The sequence below is a fragment of the Bradyrhizobium sp. CFUWI genome (genome assembly GCF_056429085.1).
In genome coordinates, this window is record NZ_JBWJZE010000001.1 from 456,966 (window position 1) to 479,185 (window position 22,220).

19 protein-coding genes are annotated in these 22,220 nt (G+C 65.4%); 8 read left to right on the forward strand and 11 right to left on the reverse strand.

What is annotated here, in order from left to right; translation table 11 throughout:
* The first annotated feature begins 36 nt into the window (after nucleotides 1–36).
* The 4 genes from AC066S_RS02150 to AC066S_RS02165 all read left to right on the forward strand — a co-directional run bounded on the left by AC066S_RS02150 (nucleotide 37) and on the right by AC066S_RS02165 (nucleotide 4,467).
* The gene (locus AC066S_RS02150) at nucleotides 37–1,275 is read left to right on the forward strand and encodes an FAD-binding protein (RefSeq protein WP_478268800.1); all 1,239 of its coding nucleotides are present in this window, start codon (nucleotides 37–39) and stop codon (nucleotides 1,273–1,275) included.
* Entirely contained in the window at nucleotides 1,272–2,594 is a 1,323-nt protein-coding gene (gene glcF, locus AC066S_RS02155) for a glycolate oxidase subunit GlcF (protein WP_126261948.1), read from the forward strand. Before AC066S_RS02150 ends, glcF begins: the two co-directional genes overlap by 4 nt.
* A gap of 85 nt (nucleotides 2,595–2,679) precedes the next feature.
* Entirely contained in the window at nucleotides 2,680–3,051 is a 372-nt protein-coding gene (locus AC066S_RS02160) for a histone (protein WP_126261947.1), read from the forward strand.
* Between the two features lie 402 nt (nucleotides 3,052–3,453).
* Nucleotides 3,454–4,467, forward strand: a complete 1,014-nt coding sequence (locus AC066S_RS02165) for a TorF family putative porin (RefSeq protein WP_126261946.1) — start codon at nucleotides 3,454–3,456, stop codon at nucleotides 4,465–4,467.
* Nucleotides 4,468–4,679: 212 nt separating this feature from the next.
* Here the strand turns inward: AC066S_RS02165 and AC066S_RS02170 are convergent, their stop codons facing one another.
* Nucleotides 4,680–6,437, reverse strand: a complete 1,758-nt coding sequence (locus tag AC066S_RS02170) for an ABC transporter ATP-binding protein/permease (protein WP_478268801.1) — start codon at nucleotides 6,435–6,437, stop codon at nucleotides 4,680–4,682.
* A gap of 313 nt (nucleotides 6,438–6,750) precedes the next feature.
* On the opposite strand from AC066S_RS02170, the gene AC066S_RS02175 reads away from it, so the two are divergent.
* Nucleotides 6,751–8,415, forward strand: coding sequence for an L-lactate permease (locus AC066S_RS02175; RefSeq protein WP_126261944.1), 1,665 nt, complete (start codon nucleotides 6,751–6,753; stop codon nucleotides 8,413–8,415).
* A gap of 139 nt (nucleotides 8,416–8,554) precedes the next feature.
* Complete coding sequence (locus AC066S_RS02180; RefSeq protein ID WP_167767610.1) at nucleotides 8,555–8,953, forward strand: META domain-containing protein; 399 nt, start codon at nucleotides 8,555–8,557, stop codon at nucleotides 8,951–8,953.
* Nucleotides 8,954–9,097: 144 nt separating this feature from the next.
* Here AC066S_RS02180 and AC066S_RS02185 read toward each other — a convergent pair whose 3' ends face one another.
* The 3 genes from AC066S_RS02185 to AC066S_RS02195 form a co-directional block, all read right to left on the reverse strand.
* Nucleotides 9,098–10,309, reverse strand: coding sequence for a hypothetical protein (locus AC066S_RS02185; RefSeq protein ID WP_478268802.1), 1,212 nt, complete (start codon nucleotides 10,307–10,309; stop codon nucleotides 9,098–9,100).
* A 141-nt stretch (nucleotides 10,310–10,450) separates the two neighbouring features.
* Nucleotides 10,451–12,082, reverse strand: coding sequence for a chaperonin GroEL (gene groL / locus AC066S_RS02190; RefSeq protein ID WP_478268803.1), 1,632 nt, complete (start codon nucleotides 12,080–12,082; stop codon nucleotides 10,451–10,453).
* A 148-nt stretch (nucleotides 12,083–12,230) separates the two neighbouring features.
* Nucleotides 12,231–12,527: a co-chaperone GroES gene (locus tag AC066S_RS02195; protein ID WP_028134320.1), complete on the reverse strand. Its 297-nt coding sequence runs from the start codon at nucleotides 12,525–12,527 to the stop codon at nucleotides 12,231–12,233.
* A 316-nt stretch (nucleotides 12,528–12,843) separates the two neighbouring features.
* On the opposite strand from AC066S_RS02195, the gene AC066S_RS02200 reads away from it, so the two are divergent.
* Nucleotides 12,844–13,365, forward strand: a complete 522-nt coding sequence (locus AC066S_RS02200; protein ID WP_164719124.1) for a hypothetical protein — start codon at nucleotides 12,844–12,846, stop codon at nucleotides 13,363–13,365.
* A 160-nt stretch (nucleotides 13,366–13,525) separates the two neighbouring features.
* Here the strand turns inward: AC066S_RS02200 and AC066S_RS02205 are convergent, their stop codons facing one another.
* Nucleotides 13,526–14,311, reverse strand: a complete 786-nt coding sequence (locus AC066S_RS02205; protein WP_126261939.1) for a protein phosphatase CheZ — start codon at nucleotides 14,309–14,311, stop codon at nucleotides 13,526–13,528.
* A gap of 316 nt (nucleotides 14,312–14,627) precedes the next feature.
* Here AC066S_RS02205 and AC066S_RS02210 point away from each other — a divergent pair, with 316 nt between their 5' ends.
* On the forward strand, nucleotides 14,628–15,455 hold the full coding sequence (locus AC066S_RS02210; protein ID WP_126261938.1) for a L,D-transpeptidase: 828 nt from the start codon (nucleotides 14,628–14,630) through the stop codon (nucleotides 15,453–15,455).
* Nucleotides 15,456–16,063: 608 nt separating this feature from the next.
* Here AC066S_RS02210 and AC066S_RS02215 read toward each other — a convergent pair.
* The 6 genes from AC066S_RS02215 to AC066S_RS02240 all read right to left on the reverse strand — a co-directional run bounded on the left by AC066S_RS02215 (nucleotide 16,064) and on the right by AC066S_RS02240 (nucleotide 22,023).
* Entirely contained in the window at nucleotides 16,064–16,885 is an 822-nt protein-coding gene (locus tag AC066S_RS02215; protein WP_126261937.1) for a DUF2076 domain-containing protein, read from the reverse strand.
* A gap of 126 nt (nucleotides 16,886–17,011) precedes the next feature.
* Nucleotides 17,012–17,857: a ChbG/HpnK family deacetylase gene (locus AC066S_RS02220; RefSeq protein WP_478268804.1), complete on the reverse strand. Its 846-nt coding sequence runs from the start codon at nucleotides 17,855–17,857 to the stop codon at nucleotides 17,012–17,014.
* Nucleotides 17,854–18,900, reverse strand: a complete 1,047-nt coding sequence (locus AC066S_RS02225) for a glycosyltransferase family 2 protein (protein ID WP_126261935.1) — start codon at nucleotides 18,898–18,900, stop codon at nucleotides 17,854–17,856. Before AC066S_RS02225 ends, AC066S_RS02220 begins: the two co-directional genes overlap by 4 nt.
* Before the next feature lie 100 nt (nucleotides 18,901–19,000).
* On the reverse strand, nucleotides 19,001–19,978 hold the full coding sequence (gene hisG / locus AC066S_RS02230) for an ATP phosphoribosyltransferase (protein WP_126261934.1): 978 nt from the start codon (nucleotides 19,976–19,978) through the stop codon (nucleotides 19,001–19,003).
* Between the two features lie 2 nt (nucleotides 19,979–19,980).
* On the reverse strand, nucleotides 19,981–21,132 hold the full coding sequence (locus tag AC066S_RS02235) for an ATP phosphoribosyltransferase regulatory subunit (protein WP_126261933.1): 1,152 nt from the start codon (nucleotides 21,130–21,132) through the stop codon (nucleotides 19,981–19,983).
* Between the two features lie 120 nt (nucleotides 21,133–21,252).
* Entirely contained in the window at nucleotides 21,253–22,023 is a 771-nt protein-coding gene (locus AC066S_RS02240) for a 16S rRNA (uracil(1498)-N(3))-methyltransferase (protein WP_478268805.1), read from the reverse strand.
* Between the last annotated feature and the right edge of the window lie 197 nt (nucleotides 22,024–22,220).

The following is a 22,220-nucleotide window of genomic DNA, read 5'->3' on the forward strand; positions in this document are numbered from 1 at the left end:
TTGCCTTTCGCTCCAAACTTGGATACCGGCTCAGTCGTGGATACGCTCAAGGTCAGAGACGCCAAAGACGTCGAAGAAGTCGTGCGCGCGGCGATCGCGAACGAGCAGCCGCTCGAGATCGTCGGTCATGGCTCCAAGCGCAGCATCGGCCATGCGATGGCAACCAATGCCGTGCTCGACGTCTCCGCGCTGAATGCCGTCACCTCCTACGAGCCCAACGAGCTCATCATCACCGTTCAGGCCGGTGCGCCGCTCGCCGACGTGCTGTCGCTGATCGACGCCAAGAACCAGCAATTCGCCTTCGAGCCTGTCGACACCGCGCCGCTGCTCGGCACCGCGCCATCGGGCACCATCGGCGGCATGATCGCGGCCGGGCTCGCCGGTCCGCGCCGGATCCGGGCGGGCGGGTCGCGTGATCACCTGCTGGGGGCGCACGCCGTCTCCGGCTTCGGCGACAGCTTCAAGACCGGCGGCAGGGTGGTGAAGAACGTCACCGGCTACGACCTCTGCAAGCTGTTGGCGGGATCCTGGGGCACGCTGTCGGTGATGACCGAGGTCACGCTCAAGGTGATGCCGAAGCCGGAAGCGGAGCGGACGCTGCTGCTCCGCGGGCTCGACGATGCCGTCGCCAACAAGGCCATGACCGCAGCGCTAGGCTCGCCCTTCGACGTCTCCGCCGCCGCGCATCTGCCAAAATCGGCGTTCCGCGCCAAGACCGACGGGCTTGGCGATCTCGCAGGGGAGGGCGAGGCGCTGACCGTGCTGCGGCTGGAGGGCATCACGGCCTCCGCCGCCCACCGCGCCGGATCGCTGCGCGAGTTGCTGGCGCCGTTTGGAACCGCGACGCTGATCGAGGATGCGGCTTCCGCGGCGCTGTGGACCACGATCCGCGACGTGCTGCCGTTCGCGGCCGGTGGCGCGCTCGGCGCCTGGCCGGTGTGGCGGATCGTCTGCCCGCCCGCCTCGGGTGCTGCGCTCGGCACGCAATTGGCGCGCGAGACCGGGGGCGACGTGATCTACGATTGGGGCGGCGGCCTGATCTGGGCGGCGTTGCCGCCGCAGGGCGACGCGCATGGCCCGGCCGTGCGCGCGCGTGCAAACGCGCTCGGCGGGCACGCGACGCTGATCCGGGCGCCCGACGACGTCAGGTGCAATGTCGATGTGTTCCATCCGCAGGCGCCCGGCATCGCCGCCCTGAGCGAGCGGGTCCGCGCCAGTTTCGATCCGAAGACCATCCTGAACCGGGGACGGCTCACGCGGAGCGCTGCTGAATGAAGACCGAATTCTCACTGGCGCAGCTCGCCGACCCTGACATCGCGGAGGCCGACAAGATCCTGCGCGCCTGCGTCCATTGCGGCTTCTGCACCGCAACTTGTCCGACCTATGTGCTGCTCGGTGACGAGCTCGATAGTCCCCGCGGCCGCATCTATCTGATCAAGGAGATGCTGGAGAAGGATCAGGCGCCGACGGCGGAAGTGGTCAAGCATGTCGACCGCTGCCTGTCGTGTCTGGCCTGCATGACGACCTGCCCCTCGGGGGTGAACTACATGCACCTCGTCGACCAGGCCCGGGTCAGGATCGAGCAGCGCTATCAGCGGCCTCTGGCCGAACGGCTGCTGCGCCGGGTGCTGGGCTTCGTCCTGCCGGACCCCCAGCGATTTCGCATCAGCATGGTGCTGGCGCGGCTGGCCCGTCCGCTTGCGGTGTTCCTGCCGACGCCGCGCCCCTCGGCCACGCCCGGCCTGGTCCAACGCCTCAAGGCGATGCTGGCGCTGGCCCCGCACCGGCTGCCGTCACCGGGGCCGCTCCCGGGCAGCGTGTTCGCCGCGCTCGGCAAGAAGCGCGGCCGGGTCGCGCTGCTCCAGGGCTGCGCCCAGCAGGTGCTGGCGCCGCGCATCAACCAGGCCGCCATCAGCCTGCTCACCCGTCACGGCATCGAGGTCGTCCTGGTCAAGGACGAGCAGTGCTGCGGGGCGCTGACCCATCATCTCGGCGACGACCACGACGCCTTGGCCCGCGCCCGCGCCAATATCACGGCCTGGCAGAAGGAAGCCGCAGGCGAGGGGCTCGACGCCATCCTGGTGACGGCCTCCGGCTGCGGCACCGTGATCAAGGACTACGGCTATCTCCTGCGGGAAGACAAAGCGTTTGCGGCCGATGCGGCGAAGGTGTCTGCGCTCGCCAAGGACATCACCGAATATATTGCCGGCCTCGGACTCGAACCGACCGCGCGCCAGGACAACATCGTCGTCGCCTATCACTCCGCATGTTCGTTGCAGCACGGGCAGAAAATCACAGCTCTGCCGAAAGAATTGCTTTCCAAGAATGGATTCGTGGTGAAAGATGTGCCGGAGAGCCATTTGTGTTGCGGTTCGGCGGGGACTTACAACATTCTCCAACCCGAGCTTGCGGGCCGGTTGCGCGATCGCAAGGTCGCCAACATCGCGAGCATCAAGCCGGACATGATTGCCGCGGGCAATATCGGCTGCATGGTGCAGATTGCCAGTGGCACGTCAGTTCCGGTCGTACACACGATTGAGCTTCTCGATTGGGCTACGGGCGGGTCGCGGCCGGCACTGAACGCGTCAGTTTGAGCTTTCAGAGCCTGAAACTTTCCTCCCGAGGTGACGACTGAAGACGCCCGATCGACCATTGTTCGGCGGCAACAGGAGGACCACGATGGCGAAAGCGAAGAAGAAGAAAAGCAAGAAGGCCAAAAAGGCCAAGAAGGTTGTAGCGGCGAAGAAGACCGCCAAGAAGGCAACCAAGAAGTCCGCGAAGAAGTCTGCCAAGAAATCGAAGAAGGCTGCCCCCAAGAAGGCCGCCAAGAAGGCTGCGAAGACGTCGGCCAAGAAGGCTGTGAAGAAGGCCGCCAAGCCTGCTGCAGCGAAGAAAGCCGCGAAGAAGGCGGCACCGAAGAAGGCGAAGGCAGCTCCCGCGCCGAAGCCGTCAGCACCGCCGGCCACTCCGGCTCCCGAGCCGGCAGCCGAGACAAGTTGGGCGATGCCTTCGTCTTCTGCGGAGCCCGCGCCGGCAGAGGGGCAGGGGTAAGCCCGGCCGCTCCCTGGCTCTTGAAGCGATCTGCAATCAGGAAGGCCGCGGCGCCGGGCGCTGCGGCCTTTTTGCATCGCCGCAAGCTGATTCTGCTTCAGCCTTCGGCCGTGCCTGTGTGATTCTTGGCCTGGGGGTCACCCAGCCGAAGACCCCCGGACTTACACGGGCCTCCTGTGCACTTTGGAATGCAAAAAATGTGATCGGGAAGCCACACAGGCGGACAACCTTTCGTGAAATGGTCAAAACGCCTAAAAAGTCGGCAGATGCCCGCGCTTTTTGCTTCACGGTTCCTATCCGCCAATCCAGATTGTCGCAGTGAAGGAATTTGCAATCAGGTCGAGCGCCCCGGGGGGCTTCCGGGATCCGACTGGGGTCTAAGAACTGGTGATGGGGATCGAAATGAAAAAAGTGGCTTTGTTGGCAACGGCGCTGGCAATCGTGACGACGGGCTCGGCTTTCGCGGCAGATTTGCGGGTGAAAGCGCTGAAGGCCCCGCCGCCGCCGGCCTTCGAGCCGTGGGATATCGCCTTCGGCGCCGGCATCATGAGCGATTACGTCTTCCGCGGCATCACCCAGTCCAATCATAAGCCGTCGGTGACGGCCTATTTCGAGCCGCGCTACAACGTCAACAAGGACCTCCAGCTCTATATCGGTGCGTCCGCCTCGAGCATCTCGTTCCCGAACCGCGCCGCGGCGGAAGTCGATATCTACGGCGGTATCCGCCCGACCTTCGGCATGTTCGCCTTCGACTTCGGTGTCTGGGGCTACCTCTATCCGGGCGGACAATGCTTCGGCTCGCAGGGCACCCTGCTGCAGGGCAATTGCGGCGGCGACATCGACTACTCGCAGGGCGCGATTGGCCTTCCCATCAACGGCAACTTCGCCAAGAAGAGCGCGAGCTTTTACGAAGGCTTTGCCAAGCTGAACGTCACCCTCAACGATCAGTGGACGGTCGGCTTCAACGAGTACTATTCGCCGAACTTCCTGAACCTCGGCGCCTGGGGCAACTACGCCTCGATCACCGCCAAGTGGACCGCGCCGAGCACGACCTTCGGTGCCAGCGGCGTCGGCATGTATGTGTCGGGTGAGTTCGGCCGTCAGTGGTTCGGCACTTCCGACATCTTCTACGGCATCGCGGGCGATCCGGTGTACGCGAACGGCATCAAGGAGCCGAGCTACAACACCTGGAACGTCGGCGTCGGCTTCACCTACAAGGTGTTCACCCTCGATCTGCGCTACTACGACACCGACCTGAGCAAGGGCGACTGCAACGCTCTCACCAGCGACCACACCGCGAAGTTCGACAGCAGCTTCACCGCCATCAATCCGGGCGGCTTCGGCTCCAACTGGTGCAGCGCGGCCGGCGTCGCCAAGCTCTCGTTCGACCTGACGGCGATGACCAATCTGAAGTAAGTTTCTTTCGACTTCACCAAGTCATTCGGCAAGGGCGGCAGAGCGATCTGCCGCCCTTTGCTTTTTTGGGCTGGGGTCTCTCCGAGAACGCCATGGCCGGGCTTGACCCGCGCCATCCACGTTCTTCGGCAGTCGCGCAATGAGGGCATGGATGGCCGGGACAAGCCCGGCCATGGCGATGCAGAAAACGGCGGTAAGACGCCGCTCGGGCGTTAACGCGCCGTACTCGGCTCCTTCGCAGTCAGCGCGCCGCTGCCGAGGACGTGAATCGCACCGTCCTCCACCAACGCCACCTTGCGGGTATGGAAGGCGTCCAGCGTCGAGCGATGGCCGATCGAGACGATGGTGGCCTGTGTCAGCTTCTCCGTCAGCAGCCGGTAGAGCCGGTCCTCGGACGGCTCGTCCAGCGAGGCGGTCGCCTCGTCGAGGAAGAGATAGTCGGGTACGTGCAGCAATGCGCGGGCAAGCCCAAGGCGTTGCTGCTCGCCGAGCGACAATGTCCGATTCCAATGGGCATCCTCGTCGAGCCGGTCCGCCAGGCGCGGCATGCCGACCGCAATCAGGGCGTCGCGGATCTTCTCGGGCGGGATGGAGCCGTGCCCGGCCGGGTAGATGACGGCGTCGCCGAGCGGGCCGATCGGGAAATACGGCCGCTGCGGCAGCATCATCAGCTTCGCCTTCTCGGGAATGGCGATCGTGCCGGTGCCGAACGGCCAGATGCCGGCCATGGCCCGGAACAATGTCGATTTGCCGGAGCCCGACGCGCCGGTCACCAGCACCCGCTCCGACGGCTGGATCGTGAAGGCATCGGCCGCGACCAGAGGCGCGCCGTTCGGCAGTTTGACGAGCAATTGCTCGAGCGTGATGGCCTCGCCCCTCGATGGCACGACGTCGATAGCCGGTTCGAGCGTCGCGCCGCGGGCGGCGGCGCTGACCGACATCTCGAAGCCGTCGAGGCGGGCGATCACGGCGCGCCACTCGGCGAGCGAGCGGTAGGCCGTGACGAAGAACGACAGCGCGTCCTGCACGCTGCCGAACGCCGAGCCGGTCTGCATCATGTCGCCGAGCTGGATGCGCTTGGCGAAATAGGCAGGCGCGACCACCACATAGGGAAACAGCGTCGCGGCCTGGCCATAGCTGGCCGTGAACGCGGTCAGCCGCTTGGTCCGGCTCATGATCTCGTACCAATTGCCGATGACGAAGCCGAAGCGTTGCAGCAGCCGCCCTCGCTCCGCGCCCTCGCCTTTCAACAGGGCGATCTGCTCGGAATTCTCCCGCACGCGGATCAGGTTGAAGCGAAAATCGGCCTCGAAGCGCTGCTGCTCGAAATTCAGGTTGATGAGCGGGGCGCCGATCCAGTGGGTCAGCGCGGTACCGGCGATCGCGTAGGCGACTGCGCACCAGACCAGAAAACCGGGGACGACGATGTCGGTGCCGTAGATGTACAAAGGCGCCTTGTAGGACAGGCCCCAGAGGATGACGATGAACGAGGCCAGCGTCACGATCGAGGACAAAAGGCCGAGGCCGATGCTCAGCGTCTGTTCGACGAAGGTCTTGACGTCCTCGGTGATACGCTGGTCCGGGTTGTCGGCGGCGTCGCCCTTGAGCTGCATGCGGTAATGCGTGGCGCCGTCGAGCCATTCGCCGAGATAGTGTCGCGTCAGCCATTGCCGCCAGCGGATCTGGAGCCACTGGTTCAGGTAGAGCTTGTAGACGGCCAGCGCGACGAAGGTGAAGGCAAGGCCAAGGAAGATCCAGACCTCCTTGACGAACTCGGGCAGATCGTAGGCCTGCAGCGCGCTGTAGAACCGGTTCTGCCATTGATTGAGCAGCACGTTGATCGCGACCAGCACCAGCTCCATCGCGACGATGACGGCGAGCAGGCCGCGGCCGGCCCATTTGTCCTCCGACCGGAAATAGGGGGCGGCGATTCGCCAGACGATCGCGAGCGTGGCGCTGATATTCTTCACAGAGCGGAATCTCCTCGGGGAATGTGCACAAATGCCCGCAGCCAAGGACTTGAAACCATGGCGGAAAGCGGCGCGCTTAGACTAAAGTCGCAAGTTCTGCAATTTGCGTTGTCCTGTCGCACCCTGCAACCCTAGCATGGCGTTCAGCGGCGCGGGGTAGGGACGCTCCGGGATTTCGCGACCTTGTGAGCGGACGGGAACCGCTGCATTCGCGAGGAATTCGCATCCAGCTCGGGGGTTATCGCTTCCAGCGTCAAGCAGGCCGGCTCTCCACGCGGGCCGCCTGTAGCAAACATGCGTGGACAGGAAGACCATGTGGAATCAAATCTATGATCCGCTGCACAGCCCGGTGCTGTCGACGATTGCGGCGGCGGTGCCGGTCGTCACGCTGCTGGTTCTGATCGCGAGCGGCCGCGTCCAGGCCCATATCGCGGCCGTCATCGCCGTGATCGTGACCAACCTGATCACGATCTTCGTCTTCACCATGCCGGCGAACATGTCGATCCGCGCCTCGGTGCTGGGCATCGTCACCGGCTTCTTCCCCATCGGCTGGATCGTCCTCAACGTCATTTTCCTCTACCAGGTGACGGTGAGCACCGGCCGCTTCGAATTGCTCAAGCGCGCGGTCGGCGGCGTCACCGAGGACCGCCGGCTGCAATTGCTGCTGATCGCGTTCTCGTTCGGGGCGTTCTTCGAGGGCGCCTCGGGCTTCGGCACGCCGGTCGCCATCACCGGCGCCGTGCTGATCGGGCTCGGCTTCTCGCCGCTCGCAGCTTCCGGCCTGTCGCTGATCGCCAATACCGCCCCGGTCGCCTATGGCGCGCTGGGCACGCCGATCCAGGGTCTCGCCTCCGTCACCGGGCTCGATCCCTACATCCTGGGCGCGATGGTCGGCCGGCAATTGCCGTTCTTCTCGCTGCTCGTGCCGTTCTGGGTGGTGTGGGCGTTCGCGGGCTGGAAGGGCATGAAGGATGTCTGGCCGGCGATCCTCGTCACCGGCGTGTCGTTCGCAATCCCGCAATTCGTGATCTCGAACTACATCAATCCCTGGATCGTCGACATCGGCGCGTCGCTGATCTCGATGGGCGCGCTGATCCTGTTCCTGAAGGTCTGGCAGCCGAGGGAGCTCTGGCTGTCGCCGGCGCTGCGCGGCCGCGACGAATCGGCGGCTACCATGGCGGCCGCAAAGCCGCTCGACAGGACGCCGCTGACGCAGAGCGAGCTGTTCAGCGCGCTCTTGCCGTGGATCATCGTCTGCATCGTGATGCTGGTCTGGGGCAACGGCGCCTTCAAGGCCTGGGCGAATTCGATCTTCGTCTGGAACTATCCGGTCCCCGAGCTGCACCAGATGATCAACAAGATGCCGCCGGTCGCGCCGGGGCCGACCAAAGAGAGCGCGGTGTTCGGCTTCACCTATCTGTCGTTCACTGGCACGGGCATGCTGATCGCGGCGATCATCTCCGGCGTCCTGATGGGGGTCAGTCCCGGCCGGCTCCTGACCGAATACGGCCGGACCGTCCGGCTCTGTGCGATCTCGCTGATCACGATCTCGGCGATGCTGGCGATCGGCACGCTGACGCGCCTGTCCGGCGTCGACGCGACGCTCGGCCTCGCCTTCGCGGCCACCGGCGTGCTCTATCCCTTCTTCGGCACGCTGCTCGGCTGGCTGGGCGTGGCGCTGACGGGATCGGACACCGCCTCCAACGTGCTGTTCGGAAACCTGCAGAAGATCACCTCCGAGCAACTCGGCCTGTCGCCGATCCTGATGAGCGCGGCCAACTCGTCCGGCGGCGTGATGGGCAAGATGATCGACGCGCAGTCGATCGTGGTCGCCTCCACCGCCACCAATTGGTACGGCCACGAGGGCACCATCCTGCGCTTCGTGTTCTGGCATTCGATCGTGCTGGCCTGCCTCGTCGGCGTGCTCGTGACGTTGCAGGCCTATGTCTGGCCGTTCACGGCGATGGTCCTGAAGTAGCGGGCCACGTCCGGCTTTCGACGCAGATCCCCGCGAGGTTCGCCCTCGCGGGGATTTTTGCATCCGGGTTGCGCGAACCTTCTCAATGGCGCCGCCGTCTTATAGAAGGTGCGGAAAATCAGGTCGGACGAGAGGTCTCATGGTTTTGTTCAAGCGGTTGGTGTGTGCGGCGGTTGCAATGCTCGCGATGTCCACGCTCGCGCGTGCCGAGGACGGTTTTCCGTTCGGCACCGAGATGACGCTGGAAGCATTGCCGCAGGCAGGCTCCAAGCGGATTCCGAACATCGAGATCGGCGACCACGGCGAGGTCGTGCTGGAGCTCTGGTGCAAGGGCGGCAAGGGCCAGTTCTCGGTCGCCGGCAACACCGTGATCTTCGTTCCCGGACAGATCCAGGACCGCTCCTGCCCGCCGGCAAGAGCCCAGGCCGACGACGAGCTCGTCGCGGCGCTCGCCAGTGTCGAGACCTGGAAGCGCCAGGGCGATGTGCTGACCCTGATCGGCCCCAAGCCGCTGCGCTTTCGTACGACGGGGAATTAGGGCTCTCGTGTCCCGGACAAGGCGCCTCGCGCAAGCGATGCGCCGCAGAGCCGGGACCCAGACTCTCCGCGATCCAGTCTCTGGGCTCTGGCCTCTGGGCCCCGGCTCGCAGCGCTTCGCGCTACGTCCGGGGCACGGCGTACGTCACTTCCACGCCGACTTGTCGGCGTCCCAGCGCTGGCCCTTCAGCTCCCTGGCGAGCGCCTCGATCGAGCCGTTGTCGTCGGGCTGGTCGCCTTCCTCGTCGACCGAGGCGTCGTCGGAGAGGTTGAGCCTGGCGCCGCTGCTCTCGTCGGCCGTCGTCGTCGCGGGGCTGCCGATCCAGAGCATGAGCTTGTCGGTGGTGCCGGGCTTGTCCGGCGAGACGAGCCCGGTGACCTCGATCGTGTCGGTCAGCTCGAGCGCCGGAAAATCCTGGTTCGGGCGCTTGAAGACCAGCTTGAGCTTGCCCGTGGCGGAGTTGAAGCTTTGCGAGACCGGCTTTGCCGCGAGCGTTCGGCTCAAGACGTTCGAGACGGCGGTTGCCAGCTTGTTGCGGTTGACCTTGTCGCCCTCGCGCCAGTCGGCCGCGGCAAAGCGGATGGTGCGGTCCATCTCGGTCATGCCGGCGGTCCACCCTGCGGCAGTGACGCCCTGCATCGCCTTGAACTTCGCCAGCAGCGCGCCGGCGCGCTCGGGATCGACCGACATGTTGATGGTCTGCTCGCCTGCGCGCAGCGCATCGCAGCCGACATTGAGGCTCGCCAGCGTCACCTCGACGTCCTGGCCCTTCAGGCTCTTCAGGAAGTCGGTCGCCGCATCCAGCTTGATCTTGACCGCGATCGCCTCCGGCGAAACGTCGGTAAAATCCTTCGGCTGCGCCGTGATGCCGTCGTCGGAGGTCTGGTTGTCCAGGAATTCCTTCTCGCTGAGATCGGAATTGTCGGGCGAGGTGACCTCGGTCACCGCCTGGCCGATGCTGATCTGGCCACGAAACTCGAAGAAGTCTCCGCTCTGCTTGCGCAGCAGCTTGACGCTGACGGGCGCCTTCTCACTGATGCTCTGCGTGGTGCCGGTCAGCGTCTGGCCTGCGACCTGGAGATTGACGACGAAGCGGTCCTTGCGGTCGGAATTCTTCGCGATCGGGTAACAGACGTCGAGCACGGCCGCGGTGACCGTCTTGCCCTGGCGCGTCTCCTTCAGGATGACGTCGGCATTGCCGTCCATCAACCCGTCGATCGAGGTGAAATAGCGCGTCTCCACGCCGCCGGGCGCCGTGGCCTTGGGCGACAGCTTCATCTGGGCGGAGGCGACCTCGGGTGAAGCTGCCAGCAAAACCGCCAACAGGGCTGTCGAACAAACCAGAAGCGCGCGCATCGACGACATCCTCAAGCAATCAGAATCGGCGCCACCGTAGTGGGTTTTGGCCGTGGGTTGAATCGGAAAGCGGTATCCATCGTTCCCAAAAAGAAGGCCGCCCGGAGGCGGCCTTCACAACATTGTCGTGCAAGGATGGACTTAGAAGCCGCCCATGCCGCCGCCGGCGGGCATGGCGGGCGGGGCTTCCTTCTTCGGCGTCTCGGCGACCATGGCCTCGGTGGTCACCAGCAGGCCGGCCACGGAGGAGGCGTCCTGCAGCGCGGTGCGCACCACCTTGGCCGGATCGATGATGCCCTTCTCGACCATGTCGACATAGTCCTCGTTCTGGGCGTCGAAGCCGAAGGTCTCGGACTTGTTCTCCAGGATCTTGCCGACCACGATCGAGCCTTCCACGCCGGCATTCTCGGCGATCTGGCGGATCGGGGCTTCGAGCGCCTTCAGCACGATGTTGATGCCGGCCTGGACGTCGGCATTGGCGTTGCTGAGGCGTCCCACCGCCTTCCTGGCGCGGAGCAGCGCGACGCCGCCGCCGGGGACGATGCCTTCCTGCACCGCGGCGCGGGTGGCGTTGAGGGCGTCCTCGACGCGGTCCTTCTTCTCCTTGACCTCGATCTCGGTCGCGCCGCCGACGCGGATCACCGCGACGCCGCCGGCGAGCTTGGCGAGGCGCTCCTGGAGCTTCTCGCGGTCGTAGTCCGAGGTGGTCTCCTCGATCTGGGCCTTGATCTGGCCGACGCGGGCCTCGATGTCGGGCTTCTTGCCGGCGCCGTTCACGATGGTGGTGTTCTCCTTGTCGATCACCACTTTCTTGGCGCGGCCCAGCATCTTGACCGTGACGTTCTCGAGCTTCATGCCGAGGTCTTCGGAGATGAGCTGGCCGCCGGTCAGGATCGCGATATCCTCGAGCATGGCCTTGCGGCGGTCGCCGAAGCCCGGCGCCTTGACGGCGGCAACCTTGAGGCCGCCGCGCAGACGGTTGACGACCAGGGTGGCGAGCGCCTCGCCCTCGACGTCCTCCGCGATGATGACGAGCGGCTTGCCCGACTGCACCACCGCTTCCAGCACCGGCAGCATGGCCTGCAGGCCCGAGAGCTTCTTCTCGTGCAGGAGGATGTAGGCGTCCTCGAGCTCGGCGGTCATCTTCTCGGGGTTGGTGACGAAGTAGGGGCTGAGATAGCCGCGGTCGAACTTCATGCCTTCGACGATGTCGACTTCGGTGTCGAGCGACTTGTTCTCTTCGACGGTGATGACGCCCTCGTTGCCGACCTTCTGCATCGCCTGGGCGATCATCTTGCCGATGGCGGCATCGCCGTTGGCCGAGATGGTGCCGACCTGGGCGACCTCGGAGGAGGCCGCGACCGGCTTGGCGCGCTTCTCGATGTCCTTGACGACGGCCAACACCGCGCTGTCGATGCCGCGCTTGAGGTCCATCGGGTTCATGCCGGCGGCAACCGCCTTGGCGCCCTCGCGCACGATGGCCTGGGCCAGCACGGTCGCGGTGGTGGTGCCGTCGCCGGCGAGGTCGTTGGTCTTGGAGGCGACCTCACGCACCATCTGGGCGCCCATGTTCTCGAACTTGTCCTCGAGCTCGATCTCCTTGGCGACGGTGACGCCGTCCTTGGTGATGCGGGGCGCGCCGAACGATTTCTCGATGACGACGTTGCGGCCCTTCGGGCCGAGCGTCACCTTGACGGCGTTGGCGAGAATATCGACGCCGCGCAGCATGCGATCGCGCGCGTCTCCGGAAAACTTGACGTCTTTGGCAGCCATTTCTGCAGTCCCTCGTGTTTCGTGATGTGTCTGCCGCTGGCTCGTCGCATCGCTTCCGGGATCCGAAGATCGAACCCCGGCGGAATAATGGATGCCCGGATCGCCTGGATCCGGGCATGACATTCAGCGGCTGTTCAGGCGGACGGCCTTAGGCCAGAACGCCCATGATGTCCGACTCCTTCATGATCAGGAGCTCTTCGTTGTCGATCTTGACCTCGGTGCCCGACCACTTGCCGAACAGCACGCGGTCGCCGACCTTGAGGTCGATCGGGGTCAGCTTGCCGGTCTCGTCGCGGCCGCCCGGGCCGACGGCGACGACCTCACCCTGGGACGGCTTTTCCTTGGCAGTGTCCGGAATGATGATGCCGCCCTTGGTCTTTTCCTCGGCGTCGATACGTTTGACCACGACACGGTCATGCAGCGGACGAAATTTGGATTTAGCCATGACGTTTCCCTTTGGAGGCTCGCTTCGGAAGGAGTGGAAGTGGGTGCGGCGGCGCTTCCGTCCATCCCCTATCCCAGGGTTCGAACGGCGCGCTTAGCAATCGGGCTTTCCGAGTGCTAATAGTGGGCTCGGAAATATGGCTTGGCCGCGATCCTGTCAAGCAAAGGTGGTTAAGCGATTGGTGAGGCGGATATAGGATGGTGGCATTGGAAACTTGTTCGGGGCGCCGACGTATCGAAGGACGTCATTGCTCCGGCAGCTTTTTTGCGCTTGGCTGCGTGAGGGGTGCGGCCATGGTCTTGCTTGGGGGAATGCCATGATCAGTTCAGCTCACGCGCGCACGGTTGCCAATCTGGCGGCCGCCTCTTGTCTGGCGCTGCTGCTGGGTGCCTGTGGCGGCGGCATGAGCCTGCCGTCCTTCTCGTCGTCCGCGCCGCCGCCCGAAGCGGAGCCGGGCGTCGCCCCGGAAATGCCTGCGACCATTCGCGCCGACGAGATCGTGGGCCGCTGGGGGCTGGCCTCGTTCCAGAACCCGGCCGACCGCGCCCGCACCGAGGCGGCCGCCCGGGCCCAGTGCAAGAATCCCTACGTGATCACCGCCGGTTCCTCCGGCGGCGTGATCATGCATCTGGCTGACCAGGCGACGCCCCAGGAGCTGCGGCTGAAGGGCTCGCCGAGCGGCAAGAACTACATCGGACCGGCGGGGCCGACCCCCGGCGAGCAGGACCGCGAAATCGTCTCCTTCGACGGCCGCGTCCTGATCACCCGCTTCATCGACAAGGACGCCGCCACCCGCTACGGCAACATGGTCTACATCCGCTGCGCACCGAGGGCTTAGTTTCTCCGTCATTCCGGGGCGGTCCGCAGGACCGAACCCGGAATCTCGAGATTCCGGGTTCACGCTTCGCGTGCCCCGGAATGACGAGGTGAAATAGAATCTCAAAACGAAAACGCCGGCCTCAGGCCGGCGTTCTGCTTTGTCCGTATCCCGCGTCCGCTCAGTCGAACAGCGCGTCGATGTCGTCCTGCGAGGCGTGGCCGACGTCGCCGTTGAGCTTCGGGCCGTTGAGAAGCTTTTCGTCCTCGCTGCGATTGTCCACCTGCGGCGGCACGTGGGACTTGATCGCGTCGACGCCGCCCCAGATGTCCATCATCGCATTGATGTGCTGCTCGATGAACTTCATCGTGGTCATGACCTTGCTGATGCGCTGGCCGGTCAGGTCCTGGAAGTTGCAGGCTTCGAAGATCGAGATGACACGTTCCTGGATGTCGTCGGCGAGCCGCTTCTGCTGGTCGATCGAGTCCACCTTGGACATGGCGCTGGCGGCCTGGTCGATCGATTCCGCGGCTTCGAGGATCTGCTGCGTCGCCTGCTCGGTGCCGCCGACCACCGCGCCGAGCTCGCCATTGACCTTGGCCATTTCGCCGCCGTCAAAGCTCTTGCCGTGCAGCGTCGCGATTTCGCGCTTGGTGCGGTCGATGGCGTCATGGATGAGGTCGAGCTCGACCTTCAGCTTCTCGCACTGCTCGATCTGGGCCCGATAGGTCTCGAGCATCGTGCGCGCCTCGGAAAGCTCGTGGGCGGTGGAGGCGTCGATCGCCGCCATGGCCGCGCTACCGGACAGCGGGGCCGCCGTGATGCCCTTCGCCATCTGCGCGCGGATCGCGCGTAGCTCGGCCATGATCTCGCTATGCATCGGGATTGCCTCTTCGGTTACGTCCAAAATCGGCATCTCGCCACCAGCGATGTCCTCGACGCGAAAACGTTTGCGGTGAACAGCCATCAGGATACTCCCCCCACCTCACTCACGCGTCTTTGTAGGCAGAAGCGATTTAACACGAAGTTCACAGCCGGAACTGTTGTGCTGCGTCGCGCGCCGCGGTGCAAAGAAGCGATTAACCATGGCCGCGCCGCGTTCATCGAAAATAAACGCTGATCGCCAAATTGCCGCTTCGCTCGCGACGTGGTGAATCCAAACACGCTTTCCGTTTACCAAACAAAACGCCTTTTGCCTTTTATTGACCACGTCGAAGGGCGCGGACCAGCCACCAGCTCTCCACGACGCATGTGATCTAGACGAAACAGTACAGAGTACGTCGATGTTCAAGAAAATGTCTGTCGCGCTGCTCGGCAGCGCTTGCACCTTCATTGTCGGCGCTAACGAGGCCGGCGCCTTCGACAACACCGTGCCGAACGATCCGCCCGCGGTGCTCTATGCGCCGCAGGTGCCGCCCGCGCCGGTGCGCGTCGCCTCCAATTCGAACATGGGCGGCGGTTTCATCGAATTCCTGTTCGGCGACGGTCCCGGCCGCGGTCCGGCCTACGCGCCCGAGCGGCCGGTGTATCAGCAGCAGCCGGCTTATTACGATCAGCGCCGCCTGCCGCCGATGGGCGAGCCGCAGATGCAAGGTGGATATCAACAAGGCGGATATCAGCAGGGCACGCTCCAGCAGGACGCGGTCGATCCGCGGCAGCGTCAGTTCGATCCGAAATTCGAGAAACAACTCGTTGACTATAGCGGCAAGGAAAGTCCTGGCACGATCGTGGTCGATACTCCGAACAAGTTCCTCTATCTCGTCGAGGGCAACGGCCGGGCGATGCGCTACGGCATCGGCGTCGGGCGCCCCGGCTTCACCTGGTCCGGCGTGAAGTCGATCACGGCCAAGCGCGAATGGCCGGACTGGACGCCGCCGGCCGAGATGCTGGCGCGCCGGCCGGATCTACCCCGGCACATGGAGGGCGGCCCGGAGAATCCGCTCGGTGCCCGCGCGATGTATCTGGGCTCGACGCTCTATCGCATCCACGGCTCCAACGAGCCCTGGACCATCGGCACCAATGTCTCCTCCGGCTGCATCCGCATGCGCAACGAGGACGTCATCGACCTCTATGGCCGCGTCAATGTCGGCACCAAGGTCGTGGTGATGTGAAGCGTCATACGCTCGATGCAGCGATCAAATCCGATTGCCGCGCCGACCCGAAATGCGCCTGAAGGGTCATGACTGCTGACGGTGCCGCAACCCGAGACGAGGGACAGCGGAGCGCCGACGACGAGTTGACGAGGCCGGATGCGGTGCGCGAGCCGAGCGGTTCAAGCACCGCACCGTCAGCTCCGCCTTCCTGATGCGCTCGTGCAGTCCCTCCAACTCGTACAATTCGGTGATGAGATGTGTTGTGACGTCGCTCAGGCTTGCAATGCGCTGCTGAAGTGGACTCATTCTCGAAACCCTTCGACTTTAGCCAAGAGAGGCAGCCACGACGTGTGGCAAGCAACGTGTTCGCCCAGTTGAACACCTATGTCCAAATTTGGAAATCCGGGAGTCTACGTGCGGCACGTGTCAGAGTGCGATTTCGTTGTGTATGGTGAAGTCAGGCGCGTCTCGTGACGTTCTGCTCAGTGCTCTCCGAGCAGCGCATGCACTAGTCATATTATATCGAATGGCCTCCTTCGGGTGATGGCCGAGCGGACGCTTGAGCTCTGCTTCCAAAGAAAACGGCCGCCCGGAGGCGGCCGTTACACGTCTGTCGCTCGAATTGCCTACGCGTAATCGCTGCCGCCGTCGTCGTCGCCGCCGAAGTCGCTGTCATCGGCCGTGTCGAAGCTGTGGTCGCGATCGTCACCGTAGTTCTGGTCGTTGTTGTCGCGGTCGTTCGACGCCTGGTCGGTGAAGCCTTGGCGGGACTCGCGATTCGAGCCGACGTCGTCGAGACCGGCATCGCGCGCGAGCGAGCCGCCGGACTGGTCGCTGCCGCTCCAAGGGCTTCCACCGGCGCTGCGGTCACCGAGGCCATTGGTGTCGCCGAAAGCCTGCTGGTGCGATCCGCCCATCATGCCGCGGATGCTGGAGAGCAACAGCGAGCCGCCGACGACGCCAGCCGCGGCCGCGGCCGCCGTGCCGAGGAACGAGCCGCCACCACCGCCGACCGGCGGAGCGCCATAGCCCTGACCCGGGCCTTGGCCGTAGGCCTGTCCGTAAGGCGGCGCACCGTAGCCCGGCTGCGTTTGCTGCGCCGCTCCGCTGCTGTTCCAGACTGGCCGCTGCTCACGCGGCGGCACGTTCGGAACCGAGCCGCGCGAGGGGCCTCCGCCGAACAGCGTGTCACGCATGGTGTCAAGGAAGCCGCCGGACTGCGCCTGTTCGGGCGCATGGGCCGCTTCCAGCTCCTGGATGCGGGCATTCGCTCGCTTCAGCGCCTCGTCCTGCACCAGCGTCGTCTGCACCAGCGCATAGATCGCGCCGGGTGCCTTGCGCAGCCCTTCGGAGATCGCGGCGATCGCATCGGGATCGCGCGGTGCGTTTTCCAGCTTCGAAAGCCGGTCAAAAAGGTCGTCGACGAGCTGGCGTTCCTGCGGCGTCATGATCTGTCTCCTTTGCGCAAAACCAAGCGCGCAGGAGATGTAGGGTTCCATTGTGGCCCCAACAGTGCCGGCCGGATTAAATTTCGGTATGCGACAAGCTGCCTCGCGGCTTGCCGTCCGCTGTCTTCACCCCAGCGTGGCCCCGCTGTCCGCCAAAAGACGCGCGAAGGCGTCGCTTGCGAGATAGGCGTGCTCCCGCTCCCGGACATCCGTCATCGGGTCGAGGCCGGCAAGGGCATCGTCGACGAAGCCGGGGTGGCACATCACGAGGCCGCCGTCGGGGAGGCCTTCCAGGAATTGGCACATCAGCGCGCCGAAATCGGCCGCCCGCGTGAAATCATAGGCGCCGGCGAAGCCGGGATTGAAGCTGAGGCCGGCGCTGCCGGCCCGGCGGCGGAATTGCGCGCTGAGGATATCGAGAACCATGGCCTTGGGGGAGGCCAGCCGCTGCTTGAGCGGCAGGTCGCGGCCGCACTGGCGCACCCAGGCGTTTGGTGCGGCAGCAACAACCGCATCGACGAAGCCGTCGCGCACCTGCGGATAGAGCTGCACATGCTGATGGCCGTCGACGAAGTCGGGCGCGCGGCCGAACGCCTCCGCGAAGGCGGCGAGCTGCGCCTTCACCTCGTTGCGGACGAATTCGGGGTCGAGCCGCCGTAAGGCGCCCGCGCGCAGCAGCTTCGGAAACGGCATGAACATGTCGCCGTCGAGCGGACGGAAATGCATGGTGAGCGGCCGGAACGGCGCCGACAGCGTCACGTGCAATCCGATCGCGCAGCGCGGGCTCGCTGTCGCGGCGGCCTGGAGCGCTTCGACCTCGCTGCGCTCGATCGCCGGCCCTACCATCGTCACCGACGTGGCGTTGAGGCGGCCGCGTTCGATCAGGTCGCGGATGGCGCGGTTGACGCCCGGACTGATGCCGTAATCGTCGGCGCAGACCCAGATCCGCCGCAGCTCCGCGGCCGCGCTCATTCGGCCGCCGTCCTCTTCGCGGCGTCGTCCGCCTTGTCGGTCTCGAAGTGCTTCTCGCTGTGCTCGGCGACGAAGTAGATCGGGCGCGCCTTCAGCTCGGAGAGGATCTTGCCGATATATTCGCCGACGATGCCGATCATGATGAGCTGCACGCCGCCGATCGTCATCAGGCCGATCACGAGCGAAGGATAGCCGGGCACCTGCTTGCCGGTCGTGAACACCTCCCAGAGGATCGAAAGGCCGAACAGGAAGGCGCCTCCGGCAAGGATGACGCCGAACAGGCTGGCGAAGCGCAAGGGCGCCACCGAAAACGAGGTCAGGCCCTCGATCGACAGGCCAAGCAGGCTTGCGGCGTTGAAGGTGGTGACGCCGTGGACGCGCGCCGCGGGCTCGTAATCGACCCGGATCTGGCGGAATCCGATCCAGCTGGCGAGGCCCTTGAAGAAGCGGTTGCGCTCGGGCAATTGCCTGAGCGCGGCGACGGCGCGCGGGGAGAGCAGGCGGAAGTCGCCGGCGTCCTCGGGAATCTTCTGCCGTGCGCCCCAATTGATCAGCGCATAGAAACCGTGCACGGCGACGCGGCGCAGGAAGGTCTCGTTGTCGCGATGCGCCTTGGCGGTGTAGACGACGTCATAGCCGTCTTCGATCCAGTGCCGCACCAGCTGTTCGATCAGGGCCGGCGGATGCTGGCCGTCACCGTCCATGAACATGACGGCGCCGAGCCGGGCATGGTCGAGGCCGGCCATCAGCGCCGCCTCCTTGCCGAAATTGCGCGACAGCGACACCACCTGGACGTCGATCGCATCGGCCGGCAGGCCACGTGCGATCGCCAGCGTCGCATCCTTGCTGCCGTCGTCGACATAGACGATCTCGCAAGACAGCCGATAGCGCTCCCGCAAGGTTCTTGCCAGATCGCAGATGCGCTGATGCAGGGCGGCGAGGCCCGCCGCCTCGTTGTAGACGGGGACGACGATCGACAGTCCCTTCGCGGCGGCGGTGCCTGCGGTGGTCGTCATGCCTGATACGTCAGAGCCCAGCGTCATCGATCAAGGTTCCAGAGGCGTTCAAAGTCATCTCAACAGCATATGGTAGCTGCCGTTTGCTGTCGCAAAGCTGAACGGAAAAGCTGAACCGGCCTGGAGCTCACCGCCGCAGGAACGCTTCGAGCTTCGCGAACAGCGGGTTCTCCCGGTCGAACACGTAGTCGAGCGAGACCACCGAGACGGTCTCGGCGCCATGCTCGCGCAGGAAGCTCGCCAGCGCATAGAGCTGCCCCGGTGGGCAGTGCAACGTCAGCATGCCTGACGAGGTCGGTCCGCCGAACGGAGCCTCGACGCCGAACCGGCTATGGGCTTCGCCGAGCAGGGCGGCGTCGCATTGCCGGAAGCGGGTGCGGACCTCGCGGTATTTGTTGGCCCGCGCCCTTGCGGCGATGTGATCGAGGATGATGCGCGCGGTCTCCCGGGCCTGCGGCGACCAGTCGGCCTCCTTCGAGGCGACCAGATTGGCCTGGCTGCGCAGGATCACGCCGTCGTCGAGCACCCGCAAGCCGTTGGCGGCCAGCGTCGCGCCGGTCGTGGTGATGTCGACGATCAGCTCGGCGCTGCCGGCCGCCGGTGCGCCTTCGGTCGCGCCGGCGCTTTCGACGATGCGGTAATCGGTGATGCCGTGGCTCTGGAAGAAGGCGCGGGTGAGATTGACGAACTTGGTCGCGACCCGCATCCGCATATGATGCTGCTCGCGGAAGCCGGTGGTGACGTCGTCGAGGTCGGCCATGGTGCGGACGTCGATCCAGGCCTGCGGCACTGCGACCACGACGTCGGCATAGCCGAAGCCGAGCCCGTCGATCAGCGACACGCGCTTGTCGGCATCGGCAATGTTCTCGCGCACCAAGTCCTCGCCGGTGACGCCGAGATGCGCGAATCCGCGCGACAATTGCGATGCGATCTCGCTCGCCGAGAGATAGGCGACCTCGACATTGTCGAGGCCGGCGATGGTGCCGCGATAGTCGCGGGCGCCGCCGGCCTTCGACAGCTTCAGGCCGGCGCGGGCGAAGAAGGCCTCGGTGTTTTCCTGCAGGCGGCCCTTGGAGGGAACGGCCAGAACGAACGGCGCGCTCATGATCAAGCCCCCACCTTGCGGCCGATCCTGGTCAGCGCATCCACCCAGACCGAGAAGCCGACCGCGGGAATAGGTTCAGCCGAGCCGAGCTGGGTCATCAGTCCGTCATAGCGGCCGCCGGCGACCAGCGGCTCGGCGCCGTTGCCCCGGTGATGCAGCTCGAATTCGAAGCCGGTGTAATAGTCGAGGCCGCGCCCGAACGCGGTCGAGAAGCGGGTCTGCTTCACGTCGATGCCGCGCGCGGCCATGAAGCCGACCCGGCTTTCGAACTGGTCGATGGCCGCAGCAAGGTCGAGCTTTGCATCGGCGGTGAGCGCGCGCAGCGCGGCGATGGAATCGTCGGGATTGCCTGATATCGAAAGGAAGCGCTTGAGCACGGTGATCGCCTCGCGCGGCAGCGCGCCGCCCTTCAGCGTCGATTGCTCGAGGAAGCGATCGGCGATCTCGGCGGTGGTGCGGCCGCCGACATTGGTGGTGCCGGCGATCGACATCAGGTCGGTGACGAAGGCGAGCGCGGCCTTGCGGTCGGAGCCCGCGAGCGCGGCGAGCACGCCCTGATATTCGCTGCGGGTCGCGGTGGTCGCGGCCGCCAGCCGCTCCAGATCCTGCTCCAGGCTGATCTTGCGGTTGAAATCCTTGACCAGGCGGCGGCGCCAGACCGGATAGAGGTCGAGCGCATCGAGCAGCGCGTTGAACAGCGCCACGTCGCCGGTGCGGATCTCGACGTCGCGGACGCCGAAGGCCGCGGTCGCCTCCAGTGCAAGTGCCAGCGTCTCGGCGTCGGCCGCGGCGCGGTCCTGGCGGCCGAACGATTCGATGCCGGCCTGCAGGAATTCGCTGGCCTGGCCGCTGCGGTAACGAAACACCGGACCGAGATAGCTGAACCCGGCCGGCTGGCCGGCGCGGCCGGAGGCGAGGTAGTCGCGGGCGACCGGAATGGTCAGGTCCGGGCGCAGGCACAGCTCCTCGCCCGTGAGGTCCGTGGTCAGGTACAGGCTCTTGCGGATGTCCTCGCCCGAGAGGTCGAGGAACGGCTCGGCCGGTTGCAGGATCGCCGGCTCGGCCCTGACATAGCCGGCCTGCGCGAACGACAAGAGCAGCGTATCCGCCCAGGCGGCGGAGCCGGCAGCATTTGAGGTGGCAGTCGCGGTCATGACAGAGGTCCATCGTCCCGGTGGAACCGGGCAGGGCAGGAGAAGGACAGGAATTGCGCAGCCCTTAGCATGGCCCGAAAGCGGTTTCGACCTCCAAAGGATCAATCGCTTAACGGGGGGTCAGTCGGACTTGGCGTCGGTGATCCGGCCGCCCCAATCGCCCAGCACCGCCTGCACCAGCGCCAGCGCCGCCACGGCGGCCGTGTCGGCCCGCATGATTCGGGGGCCCAGGGCGAGCCGGAGAATCCTGGGCTGCCGCAGCAGCAGGGCGCGCTCTTCTTCGGCAAAGCCGCCTTCGGGGCCGATCAGGACGTCGATACCCTGTCCGGCCGCGCGCGCGGCTTGCAGGCTCTGAACCGGGTTTTCGACCTCCGCGGCCTCGTCGCAGAAGATCAGCAGGCGGTCGGCCGGGCGCTGGCTGAGGAAGCGCTCCAAGGCGACCGGTTCGGCGACACTGGCGATGCTCAAAATGCCGCATTGCTCGGCTGCCTCGACGACGTTGGCCCGCATCCGCTCGGTGTTGACCCGGGAGGCCTGGGTGAACCGGGTCAAAACCGGCTGCATGGCGGCGGCGCCCATCTCGATGGCCTTCTGGACCATGTAGTCGAGCCGGGCATGTTTCAGCGGGGCGAAGACGTAGGTGAGGTCGGCAAGCCGGTCCTGGGGCCGGGTCTGCTGCAGGATGACGAGGCCGTCCGGCCGCTTGCGGCCTTCAATGGCGGCCTGCCACTCGCCGTCCCGCCCGTTGAACGCCAAAACCTCGGCCCCGGCGCCAAGTCGCAGCACGTTGCCGAGATAATTGCTCTGGTCGCGGTCGAGCGCGACCCTGGCGTCTTGGGCAAGGGGGGCGTCGACGAACAGGCGGGGGGCGCGAAAGTCGTGGGCGGGCATCGTTCAAAAGTCCAATTTGGCGCCGTTATTAACCGAAAGCGGTCATTTCGGGGGTAAATATTGCCAAACCGCCGCGTCGGTGCGCCGCGCTCTTGCCCTATTCGGCGGGTTGTTAAGCGCCGGCGGGAATCGTAAAATCGCGAGCACGCTGGTTGCGCTTCGATTGGAAGACGCTGGACCCCGTAAGCTCCTGCCGG

Bases quoted from the DNA above. Each gene is read 5' to 3' on its own strand.
- AC066S_RS02185 (WP_478268802.1), bottom strand. From the start codon at position 10,309: ATGCGCGCGCTTCTGGTTTGTTCGACAGCCCTGTTGGCGGTTTTGCTG.
- AC066S_RS02220 (WP_478268804.1), bottom strand. From the start codon at position 17,857: ATGAGCGCGGCCGCGGAGCTGCGGCGGATCTGGGTCTGCGCCGACGAT.
- AC066S_RS02160 (WP_126261947.1), top strand. From the start codon at position 2,680: ATGGCGAAAGCGAAGAAGAAGAAAAGCAAGAAGGCCAAAAAGGCCAAG.
- AC066S_RS02210 (WP_126261938.1), top strand. From the start codon at position 14,628: ATGTTCAAGAAAATGTCTGTCGCGCTGCTCGGCAGCGCTTGCACCTTC.
- AC066S_RS02195 (WP_028134320.1), bottom strand. From the start codon at position 12,527: ATGGCTAAATCCAAATTTCGTCCGCTGCATGACCGTGTCGTGGTCAAA.
- AC066S_RS02200 (WP_164719124.1), top strand. From the start codon at position 12,844: ATGATCAGTTCAGCTCACGCGCGCACGGTTGCCAATCTGGCGGCCGCC.
- groL (WP_478268803.1), bottom strand. From the start codon at position 12,082: ATGGCTGCCAAAGACGTCAAGTTTTCCGGAGACGCGCGCGATCGCATG.
- AC066S_RS02235 (WP_126261933.1), bottom strand. From the start codon at position 21,132: ATGACCGCGACTGCCACCTCAAATGCTGCCGGCTCCGCCGCCTGGGCG.
- AC066S_RS02175 (WP_126261944.1), top strand. From the start codon at position 6,751: ATGTGGAATCAAATCTATGATCCGCTGCACAGCCCGGTGCTGTCGACG.
- AC066S_RS02180 (WP_167767610.1), top strand. From the start codon at position 8,555: ATGGTTTTGTTCAAGCGGTTGGTGTGTGCGGCGGTTGCAATGCTCGCG.
- AC066S_RS02215 (WP_126261937.1), bottom strand. From the start codon at position 16,885: ATGACGCCGCAGGAACGCCAGCTCGTCGACGACCTTTTTGACCGGCTT.
- hisG (WP_126261934.1), bottom strand. From the start codon at position 19,978: ATGAGCGCGCCGTTCGTTCTGGCCGTTCCCTCCAAGGGCCGCCTGCAG.
- AC066S_RS02165 (WP_126261946.1), top strand. From the start codon at position 3,454: ATGAAAAAAGTGGCTTTGTTGGCAACGGCGCTGGCAATCGTGACGACG.
- AC066S_RS02205 (WP_126261939.1), bottom strand. From the start codon at position 14,311: ATGGCTGTTCACCGCAAACGTTTTCGCGTCGAGGACATCGCTGGTGGC.
- AC066S_RS02225 (WP_126261935.1), bottom strand. From the start codon at position 18,900: ATGACGCTGGGCTCTGACGTATCAGGCATGACGACCACCGCAGGCACC.
- AC066S_RS02240 (WP_478268805.1), bottom strand. From the start codon at position 22,023: ATGCCCGCCCACGACTTTCGCGCCCCCCGCCTGTTCGTCGACGCCCCC.
- glcF (WP_126261948.1), top strand. From the start codon at position 1,272: ATGAAGACCGAATTCTCACTGGCGCAGCTCGCCGACCCTGACATCGCG.